Annotated in this window: 17 protein-coding genes; 4 read left to right on the forward strand and 13 right to left on the reverse strand. The window is 46.3% G+C overall.

Features of this window, described 5'->3' with window-relative positions; genetic code table 11:
* Position 1: 1 nt before the first annotated feature.
* A complete protein-coding gene (locus ACKPVM_RS02815; protein ID WP_409306723.1) occupies positions 2–1,447 on the reverse strand; it encodes a sugar porter family MFS transporter in 1,446 nt (481 codons plus the stop codon).
* A gap of 204 nt (positions 1,448–1,651) precedes the next feature.
* Positions 1,652–4,927, reverse strand: a complete 3,276-nt coding sequence (locus ACKPVM_RS02820) for a DUF5107 domain-containing protein (RefSeq protein WP_409306724.1) — start codon at positions 4,925–4,927, stop codon at positions 1,652–1,654.
* Between the two features lie 114 nt (positions 4,928–5,041).
* Between ACKPVM_RS02820 and ACKPVM_RS02825 the strand changes: the two genes are divergently transcribed.
* A complete protein-coding gene (locus tag ACKPVM_RS02825; protein ID WP_409306726.1) occupies positions 5,042–6,241 on the forward strand; it encodes an ROK family protein in 1,200 nt (399 codons plus the stop codon).
* Between the two features lie 309 nt (positions 6,242–6,550).
* Here the strand turns inward: ACKPVM_RS02825 and galR are convergent, their stop codons facing one another.
* On the reverse strand, positions 6,551–7,561 hold the full coding sequence (gene galR / locus ACKPVM_RS02830; RefSeq protein WP_409306728.1) for an HTH-type transcriptional regulator GalR: 1,011 nt from the start codon (positions 7,559–7,561) through the stop codon (positions 6,551–6,553).
* A 446-nt stretch (positions 7,562–8,007) separates the two neighbouring features.
* Here galR and galT point away from each other — a divergent pair, with 446 nt between their 5' ends.
* Both galT and galK read left to right on the forward strand, forming a co-directional pair.
* The gene (gene galT / locus ACKPVM_RS02835) at positions 8,008–9,048 is read left to right on the forward strand and encodes a galactose-1-phosphate uridylyltransferase (protein WP_409306730.1); all 1,041 of its coding nucleotides are present in this window, start codon (positions 8,008–8,010) and stop codon (positions 9,046–9,048) included.
* Positions 9,049–9,057: 9 nt separating this feature from the next.
* Positions 9,058–10,221 (forward strand): galactokinase, encoded by a 1,164-nt coding sequence (gene galK, locus ACKPVM_RS02840; RefSeq protein ID WP_409306732.1) that lies wholly within the window; start codon positions 9,058–9,060, stop codon positions 10,219–10,221.
* 41 nt (positions 10,222–10,262) lie between these two features.
* Here the strand turns inward: galK and ACKPVM_RS02845 are convergent, their stop codons facing one another.
* The 8 genes from ACKPVM_RS02845 to ACKPVM_RS02880 all read right to left on the reverse strand — a co-directional run bounded on the left by ACKPVM_RS02845 (position 10,263) and on the right by ACKPVM_RS02880 (position 17,696).
* Positions 10,263–10,700, reverse strand: a complete 438-nt coding sequence (locus tag ACKPVM_RS02845) for a type II toxin-antitoxin system HicB family antitoxin (protein ID WP_409306734.1) — start codon at positions 10,698–10,700, stop codon at positions 10,263–10,265.
* Between the two features lie 288 nt (positions 10,701–10,988).
* Positions 10,989–11,171, reverse strand: a complete 183-nt coding sequence (locus ACKPVM_RS02850; protein WP_039515475.1) for a type II toxin-antitoxin system HicA family toxin — start codon at positions 11,169–11,171, stop codon at positions 10,989–10,991.
* A 115-nt stretch (positions 11,172–11,286) separates the two neighbouring features.
* The gene (mgtE, locus tag ACKPVM_RS02855) at positions 11,287–12,729 is read right to left on the reverse strand and encodes a magnesium transporter (protein WP_409306737.1); all 1,443 of its coding nucleotides are present in this window, start codon (positions 12,727–12,729) and stop codon (positions 11,287–11,289) included.
* Between the two features lie 222 nt (positions 12,730–12,951).
* Complete coding sequence (locus tag ACKPVM_RS02860) at positions 12,952–13,134, reverse strand: YfgG family protein (protein ID WP_409306739.1); 183 nt, start codon at positions 13,132–13,134, stop codon at positions 12,952–12,954.
* 206 nt (positions 13,135–13,340) lie between these two features.
* Positions 13,341–14,612 carry a TRAP transporter large permease gene (locus tag ACKPVM_RS02865; protein WP_409306741.1) on the reverse strand — a complete coding sequence of 424 codons (1,272 nt, stop codon included), beginning with the start codon at positions 14,610–14,612 and terminating at the stop codon, positions 13,341–13,343.
* A complete protein-coding gene (locus ACKPVM_RS02870) occupies positions 14,609–15,082 on the reverse strand; it encodes a TRAP transporter small permease (protein ID WP_409306743.1) in 474 nt (157 codons plus the stop codon). Before ACKPVM_RS02870 ends, ACKPVM_RS02865 begins: the two co-directional genes overlap by 4 nt.
* Before the next feature lie 69 nt (positions 15,083–15,151).
* A complete protein-coding gene (locus tag ACKPVM_RS02875) occupies positions 15,152–16,135 on the reverse strand; it encodes a C4-dicarboxylate TRAP transporter substrate-binding protein (protein ID WP_409306744.1) in 984 nt (327 codons plus the stop codon).
* Between the two features lie 526 nt (positions 16,136–16,661).
* Positions 16,662–17,696, reverse strand: a complete 1,035-nt coding sequence (locus ACKPVM_RS02880) for a zinc-binding alcohol dehydrogenase family protein (RefSeq protein ID WP_409306746.1) — start codon at positions 17,694–17,696, stop codon at positions 16,662–16,664.
* A 141-nt stretch (positions 17,697–17,837) separates the two neighbouring features.
* Between ACKPVM_RS02880 and ACKPVM_RS02885 the strand changes: the two genes are divergently transcribed.
* Positions 17,838–18,752 (forward strand): GntR family transcriptional regulator, encoded by a 915-nt coding sequence (locus ACKPVM_RS02885; protein ID WP_409306748.1) that lies wholly within the window; start codon positions 17,838–17,840, stop codon positions 18,750–18,752.
* 205 nt (positions 18,753–18,957) lie between these two features.
* Here ACKPVM_RS02885 and ppx read toward each other — a convergent pair whose 3' ends face one another.
* Both ppx and ppk1 read right to left on the reverse strand, forming a co-directional pair.
* Complete coding sequence (gene ppx, locus ACKPVM_RS02890) at positions 18,958–20,493, reverse strand: exopolyphosphatase (protein ID WP_409306750.1); 1,536 nt, start codon at positions 20,491–20,493, stop codon at positions 18,958–18,960.
* Positions 20,493–22,565: a polyphosphate kinase 1 gene (ppk1, locus tag ACKPVM_RS02895; protein ID WP_409306752.1), complete on the reverse strand. Its 2,073-nt coding sequence runs from the start codon at positions 22,563–22,565 to the stop codon at positions 20,493–20,495. The genes ppx and ppk1 overlap by 1 nt, the downstream gene beginning before the upstream one ends.
* Positions 22,566–22,718 lie beyond the last annotated feature (153 nt).

Raw genomic sequence — 22,718 nt, forward strand, 5'->3', positions numbered from 1 at the left:
ATTAGTATGTTTGTTTTGTCGTCTGTTGTTTCGCGTTTACCGGATCGGCGCTGAGCATTTTTTGCTCCAGTGCTTCCAGTGAGACTCCCTTCGTTTCCGGTATCTTGTGGAAAATGAAGACGAAACCTAATGCACAGATAACCCCATATAACAAGAAGCTACCTGCTGCACCGAGGCCTGCATTGAGCAATGGGAATGTGTAGGTCAGTACAAAACACGCTACCCATAATGCCAGTGTTCCTGCTGACATCGCCAGGCCGCGAACTCTGGATGGGAAAATTTCAGAGAGCAGAACCCATGTGACGGGGGCGAGTGTCAGCGCATAAACCGCGATAGCCGCTAACACTAATAATAAAACCGGCCATCCCAACACGCCTGTGGCATAGGCGGTAGCAATGAAGCCATAAATCAGGGTTAGCCCTCCAGCACCGATTAGCATTAATTTTCTTCGACCAATTTTGTCCACTAGCGGTAAGGCAATAACCGTAAAAATAAGGTTGATGAGGCCCGTAGCCACAATTGATTTAAGCGTACTGTTGATATCAAAACCGGCTGAGGCAAAGATTTCTTGCGCATAATTAAAAATAACGTTAATGCCACACCATTGTTGAAAAATAGCGATGACCATCCCGATGATAATGATGGGCCTGACATTTTTTTCAAAAAGCGCATCGAGTTTAACTTTTTTAGCATTGGCGTCAGAACCAACCGATGCCTTGATTTCATTAAATGTTTCGTCGGCATAGTGGCTATCGCCGATTCTGGACAACATCGCTTTGGCCCGATGTTCTTTACCTGCGCGAACAAGCCAGCGTGGTGATTCCGGAACAATAAACATGAGTAGTAAAAATACGATAGCGGGAACCACGCCAGCCCCAAACATCCACCGCCATCCTAGTTGCCCATTCCAGCTTTGCTGAATATCAAGCATCGTCGCCCCGGATTCAACTGGGCGGGCAATAAGAAGATTAATAATTTGTGCCGCCAGAACGCCAATCACAATCGTTAATTGATTAACGGCAACAAATTTACCTCTTCTTTCCGATGGACTGACTTCTGCAATATAAAGCGGGCTAATAGCAGATGCGATACCGATCCCAAGCCCGCCAATAATACGGAAAATAATAAAGACATCGAAATTTGCCGATAGCGCAATACCTAATGCAGATGCTGTAAATAAAAATGCAGATAAAATAAGCGGCAATTTTCGTCCGAATTTATCTGCTAACCATCCGGCAATGACTGCACCGAAAATACAACCGACTAAGGCTGAACTCATTGCCCAGCCCGAGGTTGCGGGATCGGTGATATTAAAATAGGCTTCATAAAATGGTTTTGCTCCGCCTACGACAACCCAGTCAAAGCCAAAGAGCAATCCCCCGCATGCTGCAACAAGGCATATCATCCAGACATAGCCCATATGCAATTGATGTGGATCTTTTTTCATATCCATTCCTCTGATGTTTATACGGTTTGATATACCCGTCATACTTCAAATTTCCTATGCATTGGCAGCGTTTGTTACTCGGCTCATCCATGAGCCTACACCCTGTAGGGGACGCGTAATCGCTGTTCAAAAACACGTTGCCATTTTTATCCTGAAACTTGAATGACTCAGGGTAGAGTAGAAGAGGGAATATTCCCTCTTATCTTAGTTATAAAGGTTTGCTTCAAAGGCGGAGCGAATTAAATGCGCCTTATCATGTGATGGATTCATTTCAAGTAATGTATCAATACATTCATTGAACTTGATCGTTTCACCTAAGCCTAAATGGCCTAATGCGCGGACAAAAATACAATGTTGGGTATGATTGCTTTGCGCATCATTATCCAGAACAACCAAATCAGGTAAAGAAACGGCGAAAAAATCACTTTTTACTTTTTCATCGTAATGTTCATTAGACCAGGTAATAAATCCATTGAACATGTCGGTTGCCTTATCGAGTTGCCCCAGTTTTTTATAAGCCATGGCTTGATAAAATAAATAGTCAACGGGCTGGTCATTATAATAGCGGCCAGCATCAAGGTCGGAGCCTCCTTTTGTTGCGTGGCGATAATCCGCGTCAGACTGGTCGATGTCTCCTTGTTGTGCGGCACACCAGCCCAACAGGTACCAGATATCATTATCACTCTGCCCGGCCAGACGACCTTCACCTAAATTAAGTGGGTAGATTAATGCCGCTTGCAAATAACCGCGGGCGCGATGCCAATCGCGACACGTTATCGCCGCAATCGCTTGACGCTGTTTATTGATTAAATATTGGTTTGTGACTTTTCCTTCCCCTCCTTCCCAGGGGTGATATTTTCGCTCAGCAAGGACTTTGGCGGCAATATCGGTTTGTTCCTGTATGTTCCATAAATTTAATAATTCCGCAGTGAGATCGTCTCGCATTAACGCGATAGCGATTTTATCGTTAAGTGCATCGAGCCTGAATGCTGGCGACTTTCCATTTATTTTGTACAAATAGTCACGTTCAAAAAGCAAACGCGCATTGTTCGGCTCTAATGTAACGGCCTGTTGCAGATATTTTTCTGCCAGCTTGAAATCACCTTGTTTATTCCATGCCCAGATGCCTAATAAACGGTGAACGGGGGCGAAGTCTGGCATACGTTGAAGAGCAAATTGCCAGCAACTTACTGCGTTATCGTAGACCTTCTTACTGTAATAGAAGCATCCCAAGAGATATTGAGCAAAGCCGTGATCTGCCAACTGACGAAGCATATCAACTTCTTCAATAAGATTAGGGAAACGAACTTTTAATGCAAAATTGCGCTGAGCTTTAGCAACCAGTTCGGATTTTTCAGTATGATCCTGAGTTAATGCAGCCCGCCATAACAGAGGCATCGTTTCATGGTTATCAAGTAGCGTTAATATTTCATAGGCCTCTTTAGCCATACCCAGATTCACAAGCCAACCAGCAAGAATCGAGGAATTGACCCCACGATGATTGGCGATCGTGATTAACCTGCTTAATGAGTCTGAATCTCTGGCAACGGAGTAACGGGCATAATGTAATACATAGCTGAGCGGGTATTCAGCCAGTTGTTCATCGATATAGCGAATTGCCGCCTCGTCTTTCCCTGCTTTACCCAACAGCAGCCCATATAAGCCCATGGCCAGATTATTACAGCCATTAAAGCGAAGGCTTTGTTTACAAAAATCGAGCGCTTTATCAATATTTCCGTTGATACATTCAAGTCTGGCAAGATTGTAGAAGGCAGAATCGCGACAGTCTCCACTCCAGCTCGATTTGAAATAATGATCATAAGCGATTTGGTGTTTTCCCTGTTTCTCTAATGCCGAAGCCAATAAATGGCTTCCTTCACCGGATTTCGGATTTTTATTAAGCTTATGGGCGCGAACAAGCGCATTGGTTGCATATTTTTCTGTTTCTACCCAATTTGCTCGATTAAATTCGAGCGAGGCCAATGCCACATTACAACGATAGTCATAAGGATCGATCTCAAGGGCGCGTTGGTAATAATCAAACGGAGAACGACTGGCATTTTGATATTGTTCGAGGTGCTGACCAATAAAAAAGAGCTCGTCACAGCTTATCAACTCTGCGGGCAATGCTGGCGCTGTTGCAGGTGAGGGCAGTGGTGTTTCCTCTGGAATATGTTCAAGGTATGAGAGGAATACTTTTCCGGCGCTGTCTGACAGAGACAGCGTCAAACGCTGAGTATGCTCACCCACGACATCGTGTGACCATGCGGTGGCGGGCTCAAGTGATAATGGGGTGTCCCAAATGACTTTTTCGCCATCTTTTAATATTACTCGAATATCGGTCAATGGCTCGATGGCGTACACGCCAATGTGTATAGCTGAATGGCCTCGTTCCAGTTTTATTGCCGCTTGAGTATTGGCATTCTGTAATGTCCCTAATTGACCGTAAGGAAGGAAATTTTGTACAAACACTTTCTCTTCGTAAGGGGCCAGCCAGGTAAAATCAGGTTGGTTATCCGTAAATACGCCCGTCATTAATTCAATATATGGCCCATTTTCATCCGTGAGATTTCTATCCCATGCCTGGCCAAAATCGCCGTATCCCCAGGTCCATTGTTTTTTCCCTGGTGATATATGGTGATCGGCGATATGCAGTAGCCCGCCGTTTTCGCCATGATGCCAGGCACCGACGAAGTCGTAATTTGATTTATCCGCCATGTAGGAGGTAGGAACGGGAATATTTTTATAACGGGAAATATCAACACCGGCAGAGTAGTCGATCTTGTAGTAAGTGCCGTGTGCAATCGGGAAAGAGGAGACATCACGCCGTCCATGGTCGAAGACGGCCGTGACATCCGGTGGAAAGACACTTTGGTGATCATCGCCACCTTTTACCGCCGGATTAGCCCACCATAGAAAATGGCGCGGTGTCGCATTCGGGTTAAACACTTTGCCTGTAATTTCAATTAATGCTTTTTCTGGATATAAGGTAAAGCCCGTCATGACCTGAAGACCGCGCATAGGTTCAAGCTCACCGAGCCAAACCGTACATGAGCCATTTTCATTTTCATGAATATTGACGTCGACGGGCATAAATGTGGTTGGGCGGTGATGTTGTGGCCAATTAAATTCAATTCCGCCGGAAATCCAGGGACCGACTAATCCGACAAGCGCTGGTTTTATCACTTCATTATAATAAACAAAATCGCGCTGCATCACTTTGTCGTAAGCGCGATGAATACGACCGCCTAATTCAGGAAGTAGCATGACCCGGATAAAATCATTTTCAAGCCAGATAGCGTTATATTCTTTTTCTTCACATTTACCCGTCAATGTATCGATAACGCCATAGGGATAAACAGCACCAGACGATCCCTGATAAACACGTTTCTCAAGAAACATTGGATTAGGATCTTCTTTATCTGTTGTCCAGGTTGGTAATTTAATCGTTTCTTGCCGGACGATTACTTTACTGTACATTTTTAATTCTCCACTAAAAAATGTAAGTTATCCTCGGTATAATGAAACTCTAAACAATATTTTTTGTTGCGTAATTCGTTACGATCACGCATTAAACTTAAGAGAGTTAACTGTATGATTGAGGTCGGTCTTAACAATTTCAGAATGCGACAATTAAACAAAGAATTGATTATGTCATTGATATGGAGAGAGAAAAAAGTGACAAAATCATTGATCGCCAAACAAACAGACCTGACCATCCCTGCTGTTAGTAACATCCTGGAAGAGTTACTGAGTGAGGGCTATGTACGTCATTCAGACATTAATTTAAGTAATAGAGGAATTGGCAGTGGGAGCTACATGCTTCCTGAATTAAATCCAATAACATTATGTCTGAATGTCACGCCAACAACGATTGAAAGCCAATTGGTAGATCATGAAATTTCACCAATGGGTGAATTAACACATAAAATAATTGATGCACCTACACCGCAAGCGTTGTTGGAGGCAATTGTTCAGGCCTATATAACGTGCCAGATAAATATTCCCGATAAAAAAATACGTTTGGCTATTGCGATGCACGGTCAGGTTGATCCAGAAACCGGTGTTTCACAGACGATGCCGCAAGCTCCGTGGAAAGAACCCATTGAAGTAAAATATTTGCTCGAAGAGCGGCTAAAATGTCGGGTCATGATGGATAATGATTGTGTGATGCTAGCCTTGGCAGAAAAATGGCAGGGTTATCATGAAAAAAAAGATTTTTGCGTAATTAATGTCGATTACGGTATTGGCTCATCATTTGTCATCAATAATGTTATTTATCGCGGCAGCCTCCATGGAAGTGGTCAGATTGGTCATACGATTATCAACCCGAATGGCAGGGCGTGTAGCTGTGGCCGATATGGATGTCTTGAAACAATCGCCTCACTTAGTGCAATAAAAAAACAAGCTCGGGTAGGATTAAAGCAGCATCCGATTTCTCATACGTATGATATTGAACATTTTAATACCGCCCAGCTTATTAACATGTGGAACGACGGTGTGCCCATTATTCATAAACTGGTAGAGGAGGGGGCGAATGCCATCGGAATTAGTTTATATAACTTTCTTAATGTATTGAATATTAATCAAATTCTTTTCTATGGTGGCAGTTGTGGTTTTGGTGATAAATGGTTGGAAATGATTATTCGCCATGTGGTGGTGAATCCTTTCGACCCCGCGAATAATATTAAAAAAAATGCAACAAAAATAGCGTTTGGTCAACTGACACGTCAGCAACAGATTATGGGGATTGCCTATCTTTATGTAGAGGAAAGTTTGTCTGCATTCAAATAATATTCTCATTAATGTGATTGCTCTGTAGTTGGTTCAATCCTTTTCCTTCGATCAATTTATACCCGTCATACTTCAAGTTGCCTGTGCGTTGGCTGCGCTCACTCACCCGAATCACTTACTTGAGTAAGCTCATCGGGATTCCCTCACTTGCCGCCTTCATGCAACTCGAATTATTTTGGGTATATCATGATGAAAACCCGGACAGTCATTAGCCGAGTTTTCTCTGTGTGAATCGAAAAAGCATTCGATATATTTACGCACCTCATTAAGCCTGCTGGAAAATGACGTGGTTTCCGTCAATATTGGCCCCTACTGATTGCGTGGTGGTGCACTGACAGAATGGCGGCGAACCAGCGTCGGACTGAATAGGTTTGTCGTTTCTTTGAGTGGCGTTCCCTGAGAAAGTGAGATAGCCAATTCTGCCGCATGTATGGACATCGCCGATACGGGATAATGTACGGTGGTGAGTCGGGGGCGTAGGTAGCGAGCAATCAGAACATCATCGAACCCCACCACAGACATATCCTGCGGGACATGAATGCTGTTATCACTCAGCACGGACAGCGCACCCGCCGCCATCGAGTCGTTATAGCACACCACCGCCGTCATTTTTGCTCCGCGACTCAGCAATGCCATCATGGCGGATTCTCCCCCTGGTTCATCGGGGGTTGCTCGTGAAATCAGACGTTCATCTGGTTCAATGCCGTGCTCACGTAATGCATCCTTATATCCCTGTAAACGATCGGATGAGTCAGAAATCTGGTGATTCGAACACAGGAAACCAATCTTCTGATGCCCTTCCTGAATTAAATGACGGGTTGCTAACCATGAGCCATAACGGTCATCCAGCGCAACGCAACGGTTTTCATAGCCTGGCAGTGTTCGGTTGATCAGCACCATATCGGGTATATGGCTCATTAATGCCTCTAGTTCCCGATCGGCAATCATTTTGGCATGCACCACCAGTCCGGCACAGCGATGACGAATTAATTGTTCGATCGCTTTTTTCTCCTGCTCGGCATTGTGATAACCGTTTCCAATAAGCAAAAATTTTCCTGCCGCCTGCGCAACATGTTCTACGGATTTCACCATTGTACCGAAGAACGGATCGGAAACGTCCGCGACCACAATGCCCAGCGTTTCCGTGCTTTGATGAGCCAGCGCTCGAGCATTGGCGTTAGGGTGATACTGTAATTCAGCCATCGCTTGATGAACGGCTTCTCGTGAGGCACTGCTGGCTTTTGGCGAATCGTTAATCACTCGTGAAACCGTTGCCACTGATACACGGGCCAGACGGGCGACGTCCTTTATTGTTGCCATTGAGCATTCCTGAGCGGTGAAAGCATTATCGTATGATATCGCTTAACGCATGAATTAGGTGAAAAAACAGAGAGCGTGTTTTTGTTAAAACAGACAGATTTCTATTGATCTTACCTATTCCTCTCTGACTTTGTGGTACTCAGACCCTGCTTATGTGATCGGTGTCAATAATCCTCGCGACGTTGTACCTTCCCAAAGGCTATTTTGAGGTTTACATTGAGGGTAACCGTTTACACTTAAACGATGATCGAATAAATTATTTTTTATTTCACTCTCGTACTTACTGGTTTTTTCTGTTTTTTGTTGAGTGAAACTGGTTACAAAATAAAGGCAGTGCTGCCTTGTTGCGCATGTCGTTTTTGGAAAAAAAACGGCAACGTAGATATCTGGTGGGAAATGGCTGACGTCGTGGTTTCCTGGCCTATTTGTATTCTGAGGAAGAGCTTATGCAGTTTGAGCCAACTGAACATCCGCACCGCCGATTTAATCCCCTGAAGGGCGAATGGGTGCTGGTTTCGCCACATCGCGCCAAGCGTCCCTGGCAAGGCCAGCAGGATGAACCTGAGCGTTCGACGCCACCGTCTTACGATCCTAGCTGTTACCTGTGCGCAGGCAATAAACGCATTACGGGCGATATCAATCCGGATTATCAGGGCACCTTTGTTTTCACCAATGATTTCTCGGCACTGATGGAGGATACCCCCGATACGCCATCGAACGAGGATGATCTTTTTCGTGTGCAGCGAGCGCGTGGCGTGAGTCGCGTCATCTGTTTTTCTCCCGATCACAGTAAAAGCTTGCCGCAACTCTCATTGCCAGCGCTAAAGGCCGTGATTAATACCTGGAGTGAACAAACGGCGGAACTGGGTAAACGCTATCCGTGGGTTCAGGTGTTTGAAAACAAGGGCACGATGATGGGGTGCTCTAATCCGCATCCTCACGGGCAAGTCTGGGCAAATGATTTTTTGCCGAATGAAGTGCAACGTGAGGATGTGCAGCAACGAGATTATTTCGCCCGTCACGGTACGCCACTCCTGCTTGATTATGTGCAACGTGAACAGGCCGACGGCTCACGTATTGTTGTTGAAACGGACGATTGGCTAGCGGTTGTTCCTTATTGGGCCTCCTGGCCGTTTGAAACATTGCTGTTACCCAAATTTATTGTGCAGCAGTTACCGCAACTGAACGACATTCAACGTAATGATCTGGCTTTGATCCTGAAAAAACTGACGAGTCGTTACGATAACTTATTCCAGTGCTCGTTCCCTTATTCGATGGGATGGCATGGAGCACCGTTCAACGGTGATGCCAATACGCATTGGCAACTGCATGCTCACTTTTATCCCCCGTTGTTACGTTCCGCCAGCGTACGTAAATTTATGGTGGGTTATGAAATGCTGGCCGAAGCGCAGCGCGATCTAACGGCAGAACAGGCCGCTGAACGCTTACGTAGCGTGAGTGATGTCCATTTTCGTGAACAAATTTGAGGGCGTTTTATGAGCCGTGTTGATTCTCTGCGTCAGTCAGTCGAGTCTGTTTTTGTCCGTCTGTTTGGCTACGCGCCGCATGCAGCAATTCAGGCCCCCGGTCGGGTCAACCTGATTGGCGAACATACCGACTATAACGATGGTTTTGTCTTACCCTGCGCGATTGATTACCAGACGGTGGTCAGTGCGGCAGTGCGTCAAGATGACATCGTGCAGGTAGTCGCGGTGGATTTTGACAACCAACAGGATGAATTCGATCTCGCTAAAGAGATTGTGCCTCACCCTGAATACACCTGGGCGAACTATATCCGTGGTACGGTGAAATTTTTGCTGGCGCGTGGTTTGCCACTCAGTGGTATGGATATGGTGGTTTCCGGCAACGTGCCTTCTGGTGCAGGGCTGAGTTCATCAGCGTCTCTGGAAGTGGTGATTGGACAGACGTTTAAGGAACTGAATCATCTGAATATTAGCCAACTGGAAGTGGCGTTAAACGGTCAGCAGGCGGAAAACCATTTTGTGGGTTGTAGTTGCGGCATTATGGATCAGTTTATTTCCGCTCAAGGGCGTGCAGGGCAGGCGATGTTGATCGACTGTCGCTCGCTGGAAGGGCATTCTGTCCGTATGCTCGAGGGTTTCGATGTCTTGATCGTGAATTCCAACGTGCGTCGCGGTTTGGTTGACAGCGAATACAATACGCGTCGCCAGCAGTGTGAAGAGGCTGCGCGCCACTTTAACGTCAAGGCGCTGCGCGATGTTTCGCTGTCTCAGTTTGAAGCAGGACTCAAGGGACTGGACCCCGTGGCAGTACGCCGTGCTCGACATGTGATTACCGAGAATCGCCGCACGCTTGAAGCGGCCGATGCGCTGGCTCGTCAGGATGCCCTCCGGTTGTTTACGCTGATGGCTGAATCGCATGTCTCCATGCGCGACGATTTTGAAATTACCGTGCCGCCGATCGATACGTTAGTTGCGCTGATTCAGGATTATGTCGGTGAGCGGGGCGGTGTACGCATGACCGGCGGTGGGTTTGGGGGCTGTATTGTCGCCCTTATCCCTTCGGCACTGACTGATGAAGTCAAACAGGTAATTGAACGTGAATATCCGGCGCGCACCGGGCTTCAACCGTCCATCTATCTGTGTCAGGCATCCGGCGGTGCTGGTCGCTTGAACTAAATTCTGACTGAGAAGGTGAGGGGAACCTCACCTTTCTCAGTTTATTGTCGAGCCTGTGGGGAAATAGAAACATTAACGTTACGGTTAAGCTGGCGCAGAGCTAACTCTATCGTTTCAACTTTTGATGAATGTTCAACGTCCAAAAGGCGATCAATTTGCGGGCCTTTTTGGCCTAACCGTCTGGCAAGTTCAGCTTTACGCGTTCCTGTTTCAATCATTGCATTATGTAATGCAGCCTTCATCGTCACTAATACTGGGATCGTGACAACGTGCTCTCCCGCTATTGGCACGCTAGCGTAAGGAACAGGGCGGCGTTCTTCAATTTCGATGGCTATGGCGGTAACAATTCCGTCAACAGATTCCAGAAGGGCTGAGTCAACGGAGTCACCAACCGAATTCATTAATGGCAAATCGCGGCAAGAAACCACGTATTGTCCGGTTGCTTCGTCGAGTTCCAGTTTTACGGGATAGTTGAACATACTTTTACCTCTAAATGGGGTTCCCCCCGATGTCACGAAAATCGCACTTACATAAATTATACCCGTCATACTTCAAGTTTCATGTGCGTTGGCTACGTTCAGTCACCCGAATCACTTACTCAAGTAAGCTCATCGGGATTCCTTCGCTTGCCGCCTTCCTGAAACTTGAATTATTTAGGATATATAGTGGTATCGACTTAATCATATTAGTGGTTCTTCTAACCAATTCGCTGAATTTACGGAAGTTTGGTATATGAGATAGCCAAATTGGCTGGTAAGCCTTAAGTATCATAGCCCCAAATCTTTCATGATTTTCTTACGAAGAGGCTCAGGTATTTCTTTTGCGCCATGAAAAGGCAGAACGGATGCTTTTCCGTTTAATTTAACTTTAAGGTGGCTCCCACCTCCCGATGCTTTAGTCAATTCTGCGCCTTGTTGCAGAAGCCAGCGTCTGAATTCAGAGTATTTCATTTGGCATCCCGCCACGTTGCTCAGTTTTCACCCTATAACTACACTAACTTATTTGTATAAAATGACAACTTATATGTTGCTTAAATAATCATTTATGTTCATTTAAAGCCTTTTATCAAGGGAGCAGGAACAGCGTTGCCAGACCCAGAAAGATAAAGAAACCGCCGGTATCGGTGATGGCGGTGATCATGACGCTGGAGCCGACGGCCGGATCGCGGCCGAGTTTCATCATGATCAGCGGGATCGCGACGCCCATCAGTGCCGCAAGCAACAAATTTAGCAGAATTGCCAACATCATGACGCCGCCCATGGCGGCGCTACCATAGAGCAGGAAGGTTACCAGGCCCATTATTGTGCCCCATATCATGCCGTTGACCAACGCAACGCCTAATTCTTTGAGCAGCAGGTAAGACTTTTTACCGTGTTCTAGCTGATGTAGCGCCAGCGCTCGCACAATCATGGTGATCGTCTGATTACCGGTATTTCCGCCAATACCGGCGACAATCGGCATGAGTGTCGCCAGCGCCACGAGGTGAGATAGCGTGTGTTCAAACAGGCCAATAACCCGCGAGGCCACGAGAGCGGTACAAAGATTGACGGCCAGCCAGGCCCAGCGGTTACGGAACGATTTGTACACGGGGGCATAAACATCTTCAGAAGGCGTCAATCCTCCAGAGCGGCGAAGGTGGCTATCACTTTCTTTATTCACCCTGTCGACGATGTCTTCAATCGTCAGGCGACCCATCAATTTTCCTTTGCTATCGACGACGGCGCTGGATATCAGATTGTATCGTTCAAAAGCTCCGGCGGCGTCTTCCAGTTGTTCTTCGGGTTGAAACATCAGTGGACGTGTTTCCATTACCGCAGACACCGGTGTTTTTGGTGAATGGAGTAAAATATCGGCCAGTGATAGTTCGCCGATCAGCGTATTTTTTCTATCGGTCACGAACAGTTTATCGGTAGAGTCGGGAATGAATTTTCGATAACGCAGATAACGCTGGACGGCGGCGAGGGAGACATCAGCCCGGATGGTCACGAGCTTAAAATCCATCAGATAACCAATGCAATCCTTGTCGTAATGGATCGCTTCCCTGAGCTGTGCTCGCTGCTTGGCTTCTAATGCGGTCAGTATCCTGCCAAGCAGATTTCGTGGTAGACGACGCGATAACTGTGCTTGTTCATCAACATCCAGAAGACGAACCGCTCTGAGAATTGCTTTATCCGGCATGTCTTCGATTAAGTCGTCAGAAATGCTATCCGACACTTCAATTAAAACGTGCCCACGTTTTTCAATCGGGATGAGACGCCATAGGGCTAAACGCTCCTCGTATGGCAGAGATTCTAATAAATCAGCCAGGTCAGCAGCATGGAGCTCCGTAATCAACTGGCAGATTTCAGCCGTTTGATCGAGTAATCGTTTATTTTCTTCGCCAGTCTGGTGTTCTTTTTCGATCTCATGAGATGGTCGACGGAGGATGTCGTCAACCAAGGCCTTATTTTCCAATAACAGAAGGGAAATGCGACGTCGTTGGGCGCTAAGTTTTTTTACGGTCGACATGGATGAGGTTCACTTTATATATTGAAATGTTTGGCCTGATGATTATTTCATGCGTTTGTTATACGGCGGTATAACGATGTTATAGACGCTGGATAAACGTAGCGCAAACTCAGAGGGTTAAGAAAGGCGGATGATTTATAGGCATGAGAAAGGTGCGGCACATGACAAAATTCAGGTGTCTTTACGGAGTGTCAAAATTTCGTGTTTTTACAGCGTGTAGCGCTATTCTTTTTGATTGATTAGCACACTGGTTGTTGGCGTAAAGGGTTGTTCAAATTGCTGCTGTTTGTCTTGGTGATGGGCAAACGCACTAATGGTGGAGTAAGCAAAGCGGCCTAAAAGAATAACAAAACTGATCAGTAATACGGCGCGAGCAATACGAGAGCCACTTCGTCGAGGGCGCATGGACATTCGTCGTTTGTGGGCAAGCGTGGACATTACCAGTCAATCTCCAATGGAAGCGAACATTCGCTGTCTTTTATTTATACACAAGCATCAGAATAGATCAATCATTCATTGGTTACGTTGGTGATGGCGCTATCAGGATAAATCACGGTGGTAACAGGCGTCGTGATTTATCCTTTTGTTTGATTATTTCCTCAACGAGAGTCTTACACCAGCCACAACGAGATTGCCGGGATATAGGTAACCAGCATCAGCATAAATAATAACGCGAATAGCAACGGCAGTGATTTTTTGAAAAACTCGCTTACCGATACCTGCGTGATATTACATACCAAGAGCATCACGGTGCCCACCGGAGGGGTAAATGCCCCGATGGAAAGGTTAAAGATCATGATGATGCCAAAATGTACCGGATCGATACCGAAGTGCTGGACGATAGGTTTTAACAAGGGGACGAGAATCAGCAGGATTGCATTCCCTTCAAGAAACATGCCCAGCGTTAGCAGCAGTATGTTGATGATCAACAAGAACATGTACTTGTTTTCTGTCAACGAGGTAACAAAATTGGCAACGGCAACGCCTGCATGCTCCATTGAGAAGATCCAGCCCAAAGCGGCACTGGCCATAATGACCAGCATGACCGATGCCGTTGAACGAGCCGTTTCTCCCAGTGCTTTTACGACGTCTGATACTTTCATTTTACGGTAAATAAAGAAACCGATGATCAGAACGATAAACACCGCGGCGGCGCCGGCTTCCGTCGGCGTGAAGATATTGGCGCGGATACCGCCGACAACGGCCACGATCAGGAATAGCGCTGGCCAGGCTTGGCCCAACGATACCACGACCTCTTTTCCTGTCGGCCAGGTGTCACGAGAAGGTTTAAAATCCCCTTTTCTGGCAACCAGATAAACGGTAAACATCAGTACGACGGCGCAAAGCAGACCAGGCACTAAACCGGCCATAAACATCTTGCCGATAGACACGTCGGCAATCAGCCCGTAGATAATCAGTGCAATACCCGGTGGAATAATCGGCGTAACTAGCGAGCCGCCTGCGGTGATGGCCGCGGCAAATGCCCGGTTATAGCCTTTACGTTCCATTTCCGGCACCATCATACGTGACAGCATGGCGGCATCTGCCAGGTTGGACGCGCTGACTCCACCCATCATGGTACTGACCAGAATATTGGAAACACCTAGCCCGCCACGCATTTTCCCAACCAATACGTTGGCTATTTGCAAAATACGTTCAGCGATACCGGTGTAGCTCATTAACGTTCCCAGCAGAATAAAGAACGGAATAGCCAGTAATGATGGGCTCTGGGTGGGCGCAATCAGGCGCTGGATGGCGATTTCCAGCGGAACCGATGAGTAGAATAAAAAGTAGGAGATAATCCCGGCGAACATCGCTAAATAGACGCGCATGTTAAGAAACAGACAGGCGATCATAATAGGAATAATTAACAACCAACTCATGATTTTTCCTCCGGGGAGATATTCTTTTTCAGGTCGTCAATTAACCAGTACAGTGCAAAACAAGCGGTGGCGAGAGCGCCAACCGGGACGGCAAGATCGATCCAGAACCAGGAAATTTTCAGGATTTGTGTCACCTTGAATTGCGCCATTTCAGCCAAGCGATAACCTAGCCATGCCATGTACAGAAGCAGGCCGATTGAGGCAATGGAAACCAGCACGGCGACGAGTGTTTTGATTTTTACTGGCAATATATCTACAACGAACGGAATGGTTAGGTGTGCTTTTTCACGTTCGGCAACGACGCCGCCCAGCATCACAACCCAAATCATTAAGAACCCTGACATTTCTTCGGTCCATTGTATGGGCTGCCCCATAAAATAGCGCATGAATACGCCTGCAATGGTGATGACTACCAGGATAAGCAGAGCTAAAGCGGCGCATATCTCCGCAAGCTTGCCAAAAATGCGCATGAACCTCTCCTTAATGTGACGTGCCAGTCCACGGTGTAATGACACCGTGGCGGCAGAGCCTCATGTTGCTTATTGAAGTTGTGTTTGAATGGTGTCGTACAGGTTAGGGGACCACTCAGGGAACTGTGAGTAGACTTCCAGCGCCTTTTTACGGAAAGGTTCTACGTCAGGATAGATCACCTCAACACCTTCTTTTTCCATGTTTTTCAACATCTCGGCGTCGCGTTCCAACGTCAGTTTTTGGCTATACAAACCCGCTTCATAGCCCGTTTGATGGATCATTTCCAATTGCTCTTGTGGCAGGTTACCAAAGAAGGCTTCTCCGCCCACCCACACAGAGGTATTGGTCAGGTAGTTCACCATCGACAGGTATTTCGCTTGCTCAAACAGTTTTTGTCCCTGTAGTACGGAGATCGGGTTTTCTACGCCATCGATCATACCTTGAGTGAGTGCCGGATAAACTTCGTTCAATGGCATCGGCGTCGGTGTGGCCCCCATCGCCTGGATAGCTTTAATCTGCATAACATTATTGGGTACGCGGATTTTCATTCCCGCCAGATCTTCAGGCGTGCGGATAGGTTTTTTAGCGATAATCTGCCGAGTACCATAGAGGTAGTTGCTCATGACAATATGAATGCCTTTTTTCTTCAGGGCTTCATTTTTTTGTTTGAACCAGTCACTTTCATAAATTTTGAATAGTTTCTGCGGATCGTCGGTCAGATAAGGCCCAAACAGGATGCCCAGATCGGGTTCATAATCGGCCAGAAAGGCTACGTCACTCAACGTAATGACGTTCATTCCCATCATGGCCTGTTCTGTTACGTCCTGTTTTGAACCAAGTTGAGAACTCGGGTAGAGCACCAGCGTGATTTCGCCTTTGCTACGCTCTTTTAATAAATCAGCCCAGTGTCGCATGACCAGATCCAGCGGTTCTCCTGGATTATTTTCATAAGCGACTTTAATTGACAGGGGTTTGGCTTGCGCATTAATCGGAGCCAACAGACTGAATGCCAGGGTACATACGGTGAACAATGTTCCAATTGCTTTTATCATATCTTTATCTCTTTCCAGTGTAGAAGTTCAATCTTTCTAGAAACGTAAACAACCCTGCTGTTCCTTTTGCTGGTGGGCAGATATCCATCTACTGACATTTGCTCCATCGAAATGAGTGAGCGAATGTCACAGCATAATCCGTTGTTTTTACGATATTTTACCGAAATTATTTTACTTTCTTATTCTGTTGCGAAAATGTGAAGATCACACAAGAGGATAATAAAAGGGAAAAATGGCGGCGTATGCTATCCATTACTGTTTTCGTGGCATAGATTGTCTTTTACTGTTTTTTATCTGATTTTAATTTTCTTTTATTTGAGATGATGGGCCGCTGGTTTTTTGGGCGAACTGATGAGATTCGTCAGTGTAAAAAGAAACGTAATAGGAAATCACAGGCTGAAAAGGGGATTAGTCGTAAGGAGAAAATAGAATTAACGTGTCAGCGAGGAAAATAATGGGCGACCGTATGATGTTACCCCACTCGCTGGGCGGTGGGGTGATAATGGCTTTTAATGCTCAGGAGGCATTACTCGGTATGGCTAAAAGTAATGATGCCTTTTATCAGTTCGCGGTTATTAATAACATCCTGCTCATAAATTTCTGCCAGTGTGGAAAACGCATATTGATGCGTTAGCATCATCCCTGCGGTGATTTTACCTTCAGACATTAATTGTCCCACTTTGGCAAAATCTTCTGGCGTGGCATTGCGACTCCCCATCATTGTGGTTTCTTTCTTATGAAATTCAGGATCGGAGAACTGCAAGTCACCTTTAAACAACCCAACAAATACGATACTGCCGCCGTGACGTATGAGATTTACCGTATTATTCATTGCATGCTGATTACCGGTGGCATCGATGACTTTCTGTGCTAATGATCCGCCAAAAGCCGCGCGGAGTTGTGCATCGAAATCACTGATGGAGGGATCGATAACGGGTAACCCGAGATTTTTCACAACGTGTTCCCGCCGAAACGCACTGGTATCCGCGACGAGCACCTCGGCACCTTCTGCTTTGGCGATCGCTGCCGCACCCAATCCAATCGGTCCCGCGCCAACGACAAGGATCTGTTCACCCGGTTGAATATCAGCGCGACGCACTGCATGGGCGCTTATAGCAAAAGGTTCGATCAATGCTGCCGCTTGTGGGTCTATACCTTCTGCCACTAATAAATTACTGACGGGGACGGAAATATACTCGCAGAATCCACCATCCTGATGAACGCCAATGACGGAAATGTTCTCGCAGCAGTTTGTTCGCCCACTTAAACAAGCCGGACATTTTTGACAGGCTACGTAAGGGATAATAGAAACCTGCTGACCCGGTTTTAAGTGGTTTATATTTTTACCTAAACCAACCACTTCGCCACATATTTCGTGGCCTAAAACGCGTGGATAGCTGAAAAAAGGCTGGTTTCCTCCCCAGGCGTGAATATCCGTGCCGCATATGCCGACCGTTTTTATTTTTACCAATGCTTCATTTTCACTGGGCGTCGGTATTTCTCTTTTTTTCCAGATTAATTTTTTCGGTTCCTGACAGACCAATGTATTCATTATTGACATTGTTTTTCTCTCCTGTTTTTTTGTTGCTCCAGATATCGACGAAAAAAACAATTGCGAAGAAATTGGACACTTAAATTGTGAAACCCTGCTCATAAAAATGTTTTAAATCGGGTTTTAATAGATAAAAAACAGGAGACGCTAATGAGCCGTTCGCAAAACTTACGCCACAATGTGATTAATCAGGTTATTGACGACATGACGCGTGGGCATATTCCTTCACCGCTCCCCTCGCAAAGCGCGTTGGCAGAGATGTATAACATTAGCCGTACGACCGTTCGTCATATTCTCAGCCATCTTCAGGAGAGAGGGGTGTTGACTCAGGTTAACAGGGACTATCTGATGGTACGTCGCCCCGATCGTCACGATGGATTCTCGTGCACCAGTGCCTCGCTGGATGAGCAGAGCCGTATTTTCGAACGGGCGTTTTTCTCCATGATTAACCAGAGGCAACTTTGTGTCGGTGAGTCCTTTTCAGAACTACAGTTGGCTCGTGCCGCTGGTGTCAGCCCTGTCGTGGTAAGAGAGTACTTACTAAAGTTTGGACGTTATAACCTGATTCAAAACGATAAGCGGGGTCAATGGAGCATGAGGCAGTTTGACCTGGCCTATGCCGAGCAGTTATTTGAATTACGGGAGATGTTGGAAACCCATTCACTGCAACATTTCCTTAATTTGCCAGATAACGATCCTCGCTGGTTACAGGCCAAAACATTACTGGAGCGCCATCGTGTATTACGTGACAGCATCGGCAGCAGCTTTCGTATGTTTTCTCAGTTGGACCATGATTTTCATGCTCTTTTGCTTTCAGCAGCAGATAATGTGTTTTTTAATCAATCGCTTGAAATCATTTCCGTCATTTTCCACTTTCACTATCAATGGGATGAAAGCGACCTTAAACAGCGTAATATTATTGCGATCGATGAGCATATGACGATTTTAAGCGCATTGATTTGTCGTAGCGATTTAGATGCAACGCTTGCGCTGCATAACCATTTAAACACGGCGAAACAATCCATGATTCGCTCGATTAATCAGGCGGCTAAACCCATTCATTAAAAACCGATTAAAAACATAAAATCATTATCGAAAGCGCAATTTTATAAAAGCGTGGTATGGGGAAATCATCTCAATGATTACGATAAATTCGATGGGTGAAGTAGGGGAGTAGTCAACGCATAAGTAACTTGAAATAAGATGGGGATAAAGGGGATATCGCCAACCACGCTGAGGTTACCCGACCTCAGCGTGGTTGACCGATTGATTACGCTTTTTCTTCTTCGATAATCAATTTCCAGCCAGTGATATCCTGCCAGTATTCCTGCTCTCGTTCGAGATCGAGTTGTACCAGGGTATTCTGAGCAAAGAAGCCGTGCGGGAAAATCAACGTCCAGTAATTATCGTCGGTCAGTAGCCTTAGCGTTTCCGGCGTAGTCGTCGCCTGTCGCTGGTTATTCAGCAGCGTTGCCAGACGTAACAATTGAACCATGGGTAAATACTGTTTCTTCTTGAAGAGATTCAGACGTGGCAACTCTTCCAGCTTGATGGCTTTACGATGCAACCGGATAATCAGCGACAGCAGGATTTGTTGTTCCTGATTGAAGCCGGGCAGATTGGTGTTTTGTAAAATATACGATGAATGACGATGCATACCGCTATGGTTAATACTTAGTCCAACTTCATGAAGCATGGAAGCCCAGTTTAGAATGGCTTCAAGCTGTGGGTGTACAAAGTTGGGGTTTTGTTTTGCCCATTGAGCATACAAATGTTCGGTGGTTTCTTTTACCCGCCGCGCTTGTTCACGATCGATATTGTAGTGGCTGGCAAGGCTTTGAGCGGTACGAATACGGATGTCCTGATGACGGAAGCGGCCTTCCATTTCGTATAAAACACCTTCTCGCAGCGCACCGTCGGAAAGGCGGAGTTCTTTAATTGCCAGTGCGTCAAAAACACCACACAGGATGGCTAATCCTGGTACTAAAACCGATTGGCGTTCCTCGGGTAACCCCGGCAGGCTTAATGATTTCACGTTTTTAAACTGCAAAATCTGGTTACGCAGCATCTCCAGACGCTCTAGTGTAATTAAGCCGTCCTTCTCTCCCATTTCCACGAGAATTTCGTGTGTAGCCTTGATCGTGCCTGACGCGCCAAGCGCATATTGCCAGCCGTAGATGCGGTACTCCCACGCCAGCGTTTCCAACTTTTGAGCGGCGGCTAATCGTGCACGTTTAAAATTGGTTTCGCTAATCTCTCCGTGGGGAAAGAACTGCTGTGAAAAGCTCACACATCCCATTCGGCGGCTTTCAACCAGCATGGGTTCAAAATCTTCACCGATAACCAGTTCAGTCGAACCGCCACCAATGTCGATAACTAACTTGCGGCCTTTCTCCGGTTGAGTGTGCTCTACGCCCATAAAAATCAGACGCGCCTCTTCATGACCGGAAATAATTTCAATTGGATAGGGGATAATGGCTGCGGCACGACGCAGAAACTCTTGTGCATTCGCCGCCTGACGCAGGGTATGCGTACCGACAATAGAGACGTGTAGCGCAGGAAAACCCTGCAAACGTTCGGCAAAGAGTGCCAGGCAGCTTAAACCGCGCTCCATCGCCTCTTCGCTGAGCATATTTTTGCTATCCAGACCATCGGCCAGATGAACACGCTGTTTTAAACGGCTGAGAACCTGGAGCGCGCCGTTTACCACGCGAGCGACAACCATGTGAAAGCTGTTGGATCCCAGGTCGACGGCGGCAAATTCCTGAGGTTTTACCGTATCTTTATCTTTGTTCGTTAATGGCATTATTCAGGCTTATCTCCGGGTTGCTCAAGCGCTTTGATATAATCATAGATGGCATTTTGCGCGCGTACTTTACGCCGGTTGCCGCGTAACACATAGCGGTTACTTAATTCTTTATCAATCACGCGTGCTTTCACGGTATCGCTGAACAAGATATCCAGAATGTCCAACACCCGATTTTTTAACACGGGGTCAAGCATTTCGACAGCCACTTCAATACGATAATCGATGTTTCTGGTCATCCAGTCGGCAGAAGAAAGATAGACTTTCACATCTCCGCCGTTATGGAAGACATACACACGATCGTGTTCAAGATAGCGATCAACGATACTGGTTACCTGAATATTTTCACTGATTCCGGGGAGATCGGGGATCAGTGAGCACATGCCTCGAACGAGTAAATTGACTTTAACGCCCGCAGCGGAAGCCTGATACAGTTTCTCAGCCAGCCCTTTATCGACAAGGTTGTTAACTTTTAGCGTAATGCCAGCATCAAGCCCTGATTGAACGTTGTCGATCTCTTTATCAATCAAACGATAAAGTTTGTCGCGTGAATTTTGTGGGGAAACCAACAGGTGTTCAAAAGTGACCGGGCGATAAGGATTTTCGATGAAGTTGAATACGCGTCGGACTTCGTTAGTGATGCGTTCATCAGCCGTAATCAGGGAATAATCGGTGTACAGCCGGGCAGTTTTTTCATTGAAATTACCCGTGCCGATATGAGCATAACGCACAATGTTTTCGCCTTCGCGACGCGAGATTAAAAACAGTTTTGCGTGAATCTTCAGGCCGGGAACGGAGAAAATGACGTGAACGCCGGCTTCGGTCAAGCGTTTTGCCCAGTGAATATTCGCTTCTTCATCAAAACGTGCTTGCAGTTCCACCACCACCGTGACTTTTTTGCCGTTATGCGCGGCATGAATCATGGAAGTGATGATGCGAGAATCTTTAGCAACACGATAAATATTGATTTTAATGGACAGTACGCTGGGATCAAACGAGGCCTGACGCAACAATTCCAACACGTGTTCAAAGGTGTGGTACGGATAATACAGCAGTACATCCCGTTCCCGAACGGCATCGAAGCCGTTACGGAAATGATTGAACCAAGTGTGGCGCAAGCGTGGCAAGGGTTTATTGACCAGATTGGCACGGCCAACATTTGGGAACGAGATGAAATCTTTAAAGTTATGGTAACGGCCACCCGGTATGACGGAATCGAATGAAGAAATGCCCAGTTTTTCTTGTAGCATGGCCACCATGGCATCCGGCATATCACGCTGATAGACAAATCTTACCGGTTCGGCGGTCAGACGCTGTTTTAGACTGGATGACATCAATTCCAACAAACTGGATTCCATTTCCGTGACCAGATCGTACTCTGCATCACGCGTCATTTTCATCGAATAGGCGTTGAGCGCATCGTAATCAAAAAAGCCTTTGAAAATATCATCCAGACAATAACGTAGGATGTTATCGATCAGAATCATCGTCTTCCGACGACGGGGGGCTTCCGCTGGCAAATTGACAAAGCGTGGGACTTTGTCTGACGGAATTTCCAACAATGCGTAATTAATCTGATCGCCTCTGATGATCTCGACGGCGAGATAGGTATAGTCATCCTTCAGAAATTGCACCAGATTCGTGTCGTGCAGAATGAGGATCGGGGTGATATGCGGGCGCAGGTACTGCCTGAAATATTCTCGCAGCCACTCTTGTTGATTAGGGGATACCTGACGTTCGTTGACCAGAAAAATCTGGTTACGCGCCATCTCAAGTAACAGTTCGTTATAGAGATTATCGAATAGCTGATCGGTCTTGAGTACGCGGGCCTGAATTTTTCCCAACAGATGACGTAGGTTGCCATCCGAGCCTTGTTCTTCATTGATTAGGATTCGTCTTTTCAGATCGGCAAAACGAACTTTATAAAACTCATCAAGATTGTTGGAGTAGATGCCAAGAAAGCGCATACGCTCGATTAATGGGTTGCTTTTATCTGCCGCTTCCTGAAGTACGCGTTCATTAAAGGACAGCCAACTTAACTCTTTCTCAATGTAGAGTTTGCCCTGACTCATTATCACTCCATTTAATTAATATGCTGTTGTCTACCCAATTACTTCTACCCTGTTGATTTCAGGTCACAATGATGATTGCCTGCGCCTACATCACTGCAACTTGACTCAAGGTATAACAACATTATGGCGTGTTCATGACGATAGAATTGAATA

The organism is Pectobacterium hainanensis (genome assembly GCF_046237015.1).
Classification (GTDB): domain Bacteria; phylum Pseudomonadota; class Gammaproteobacteria; order Enterobacterales; family Enterobacteriaceae; genus JBJYIN01.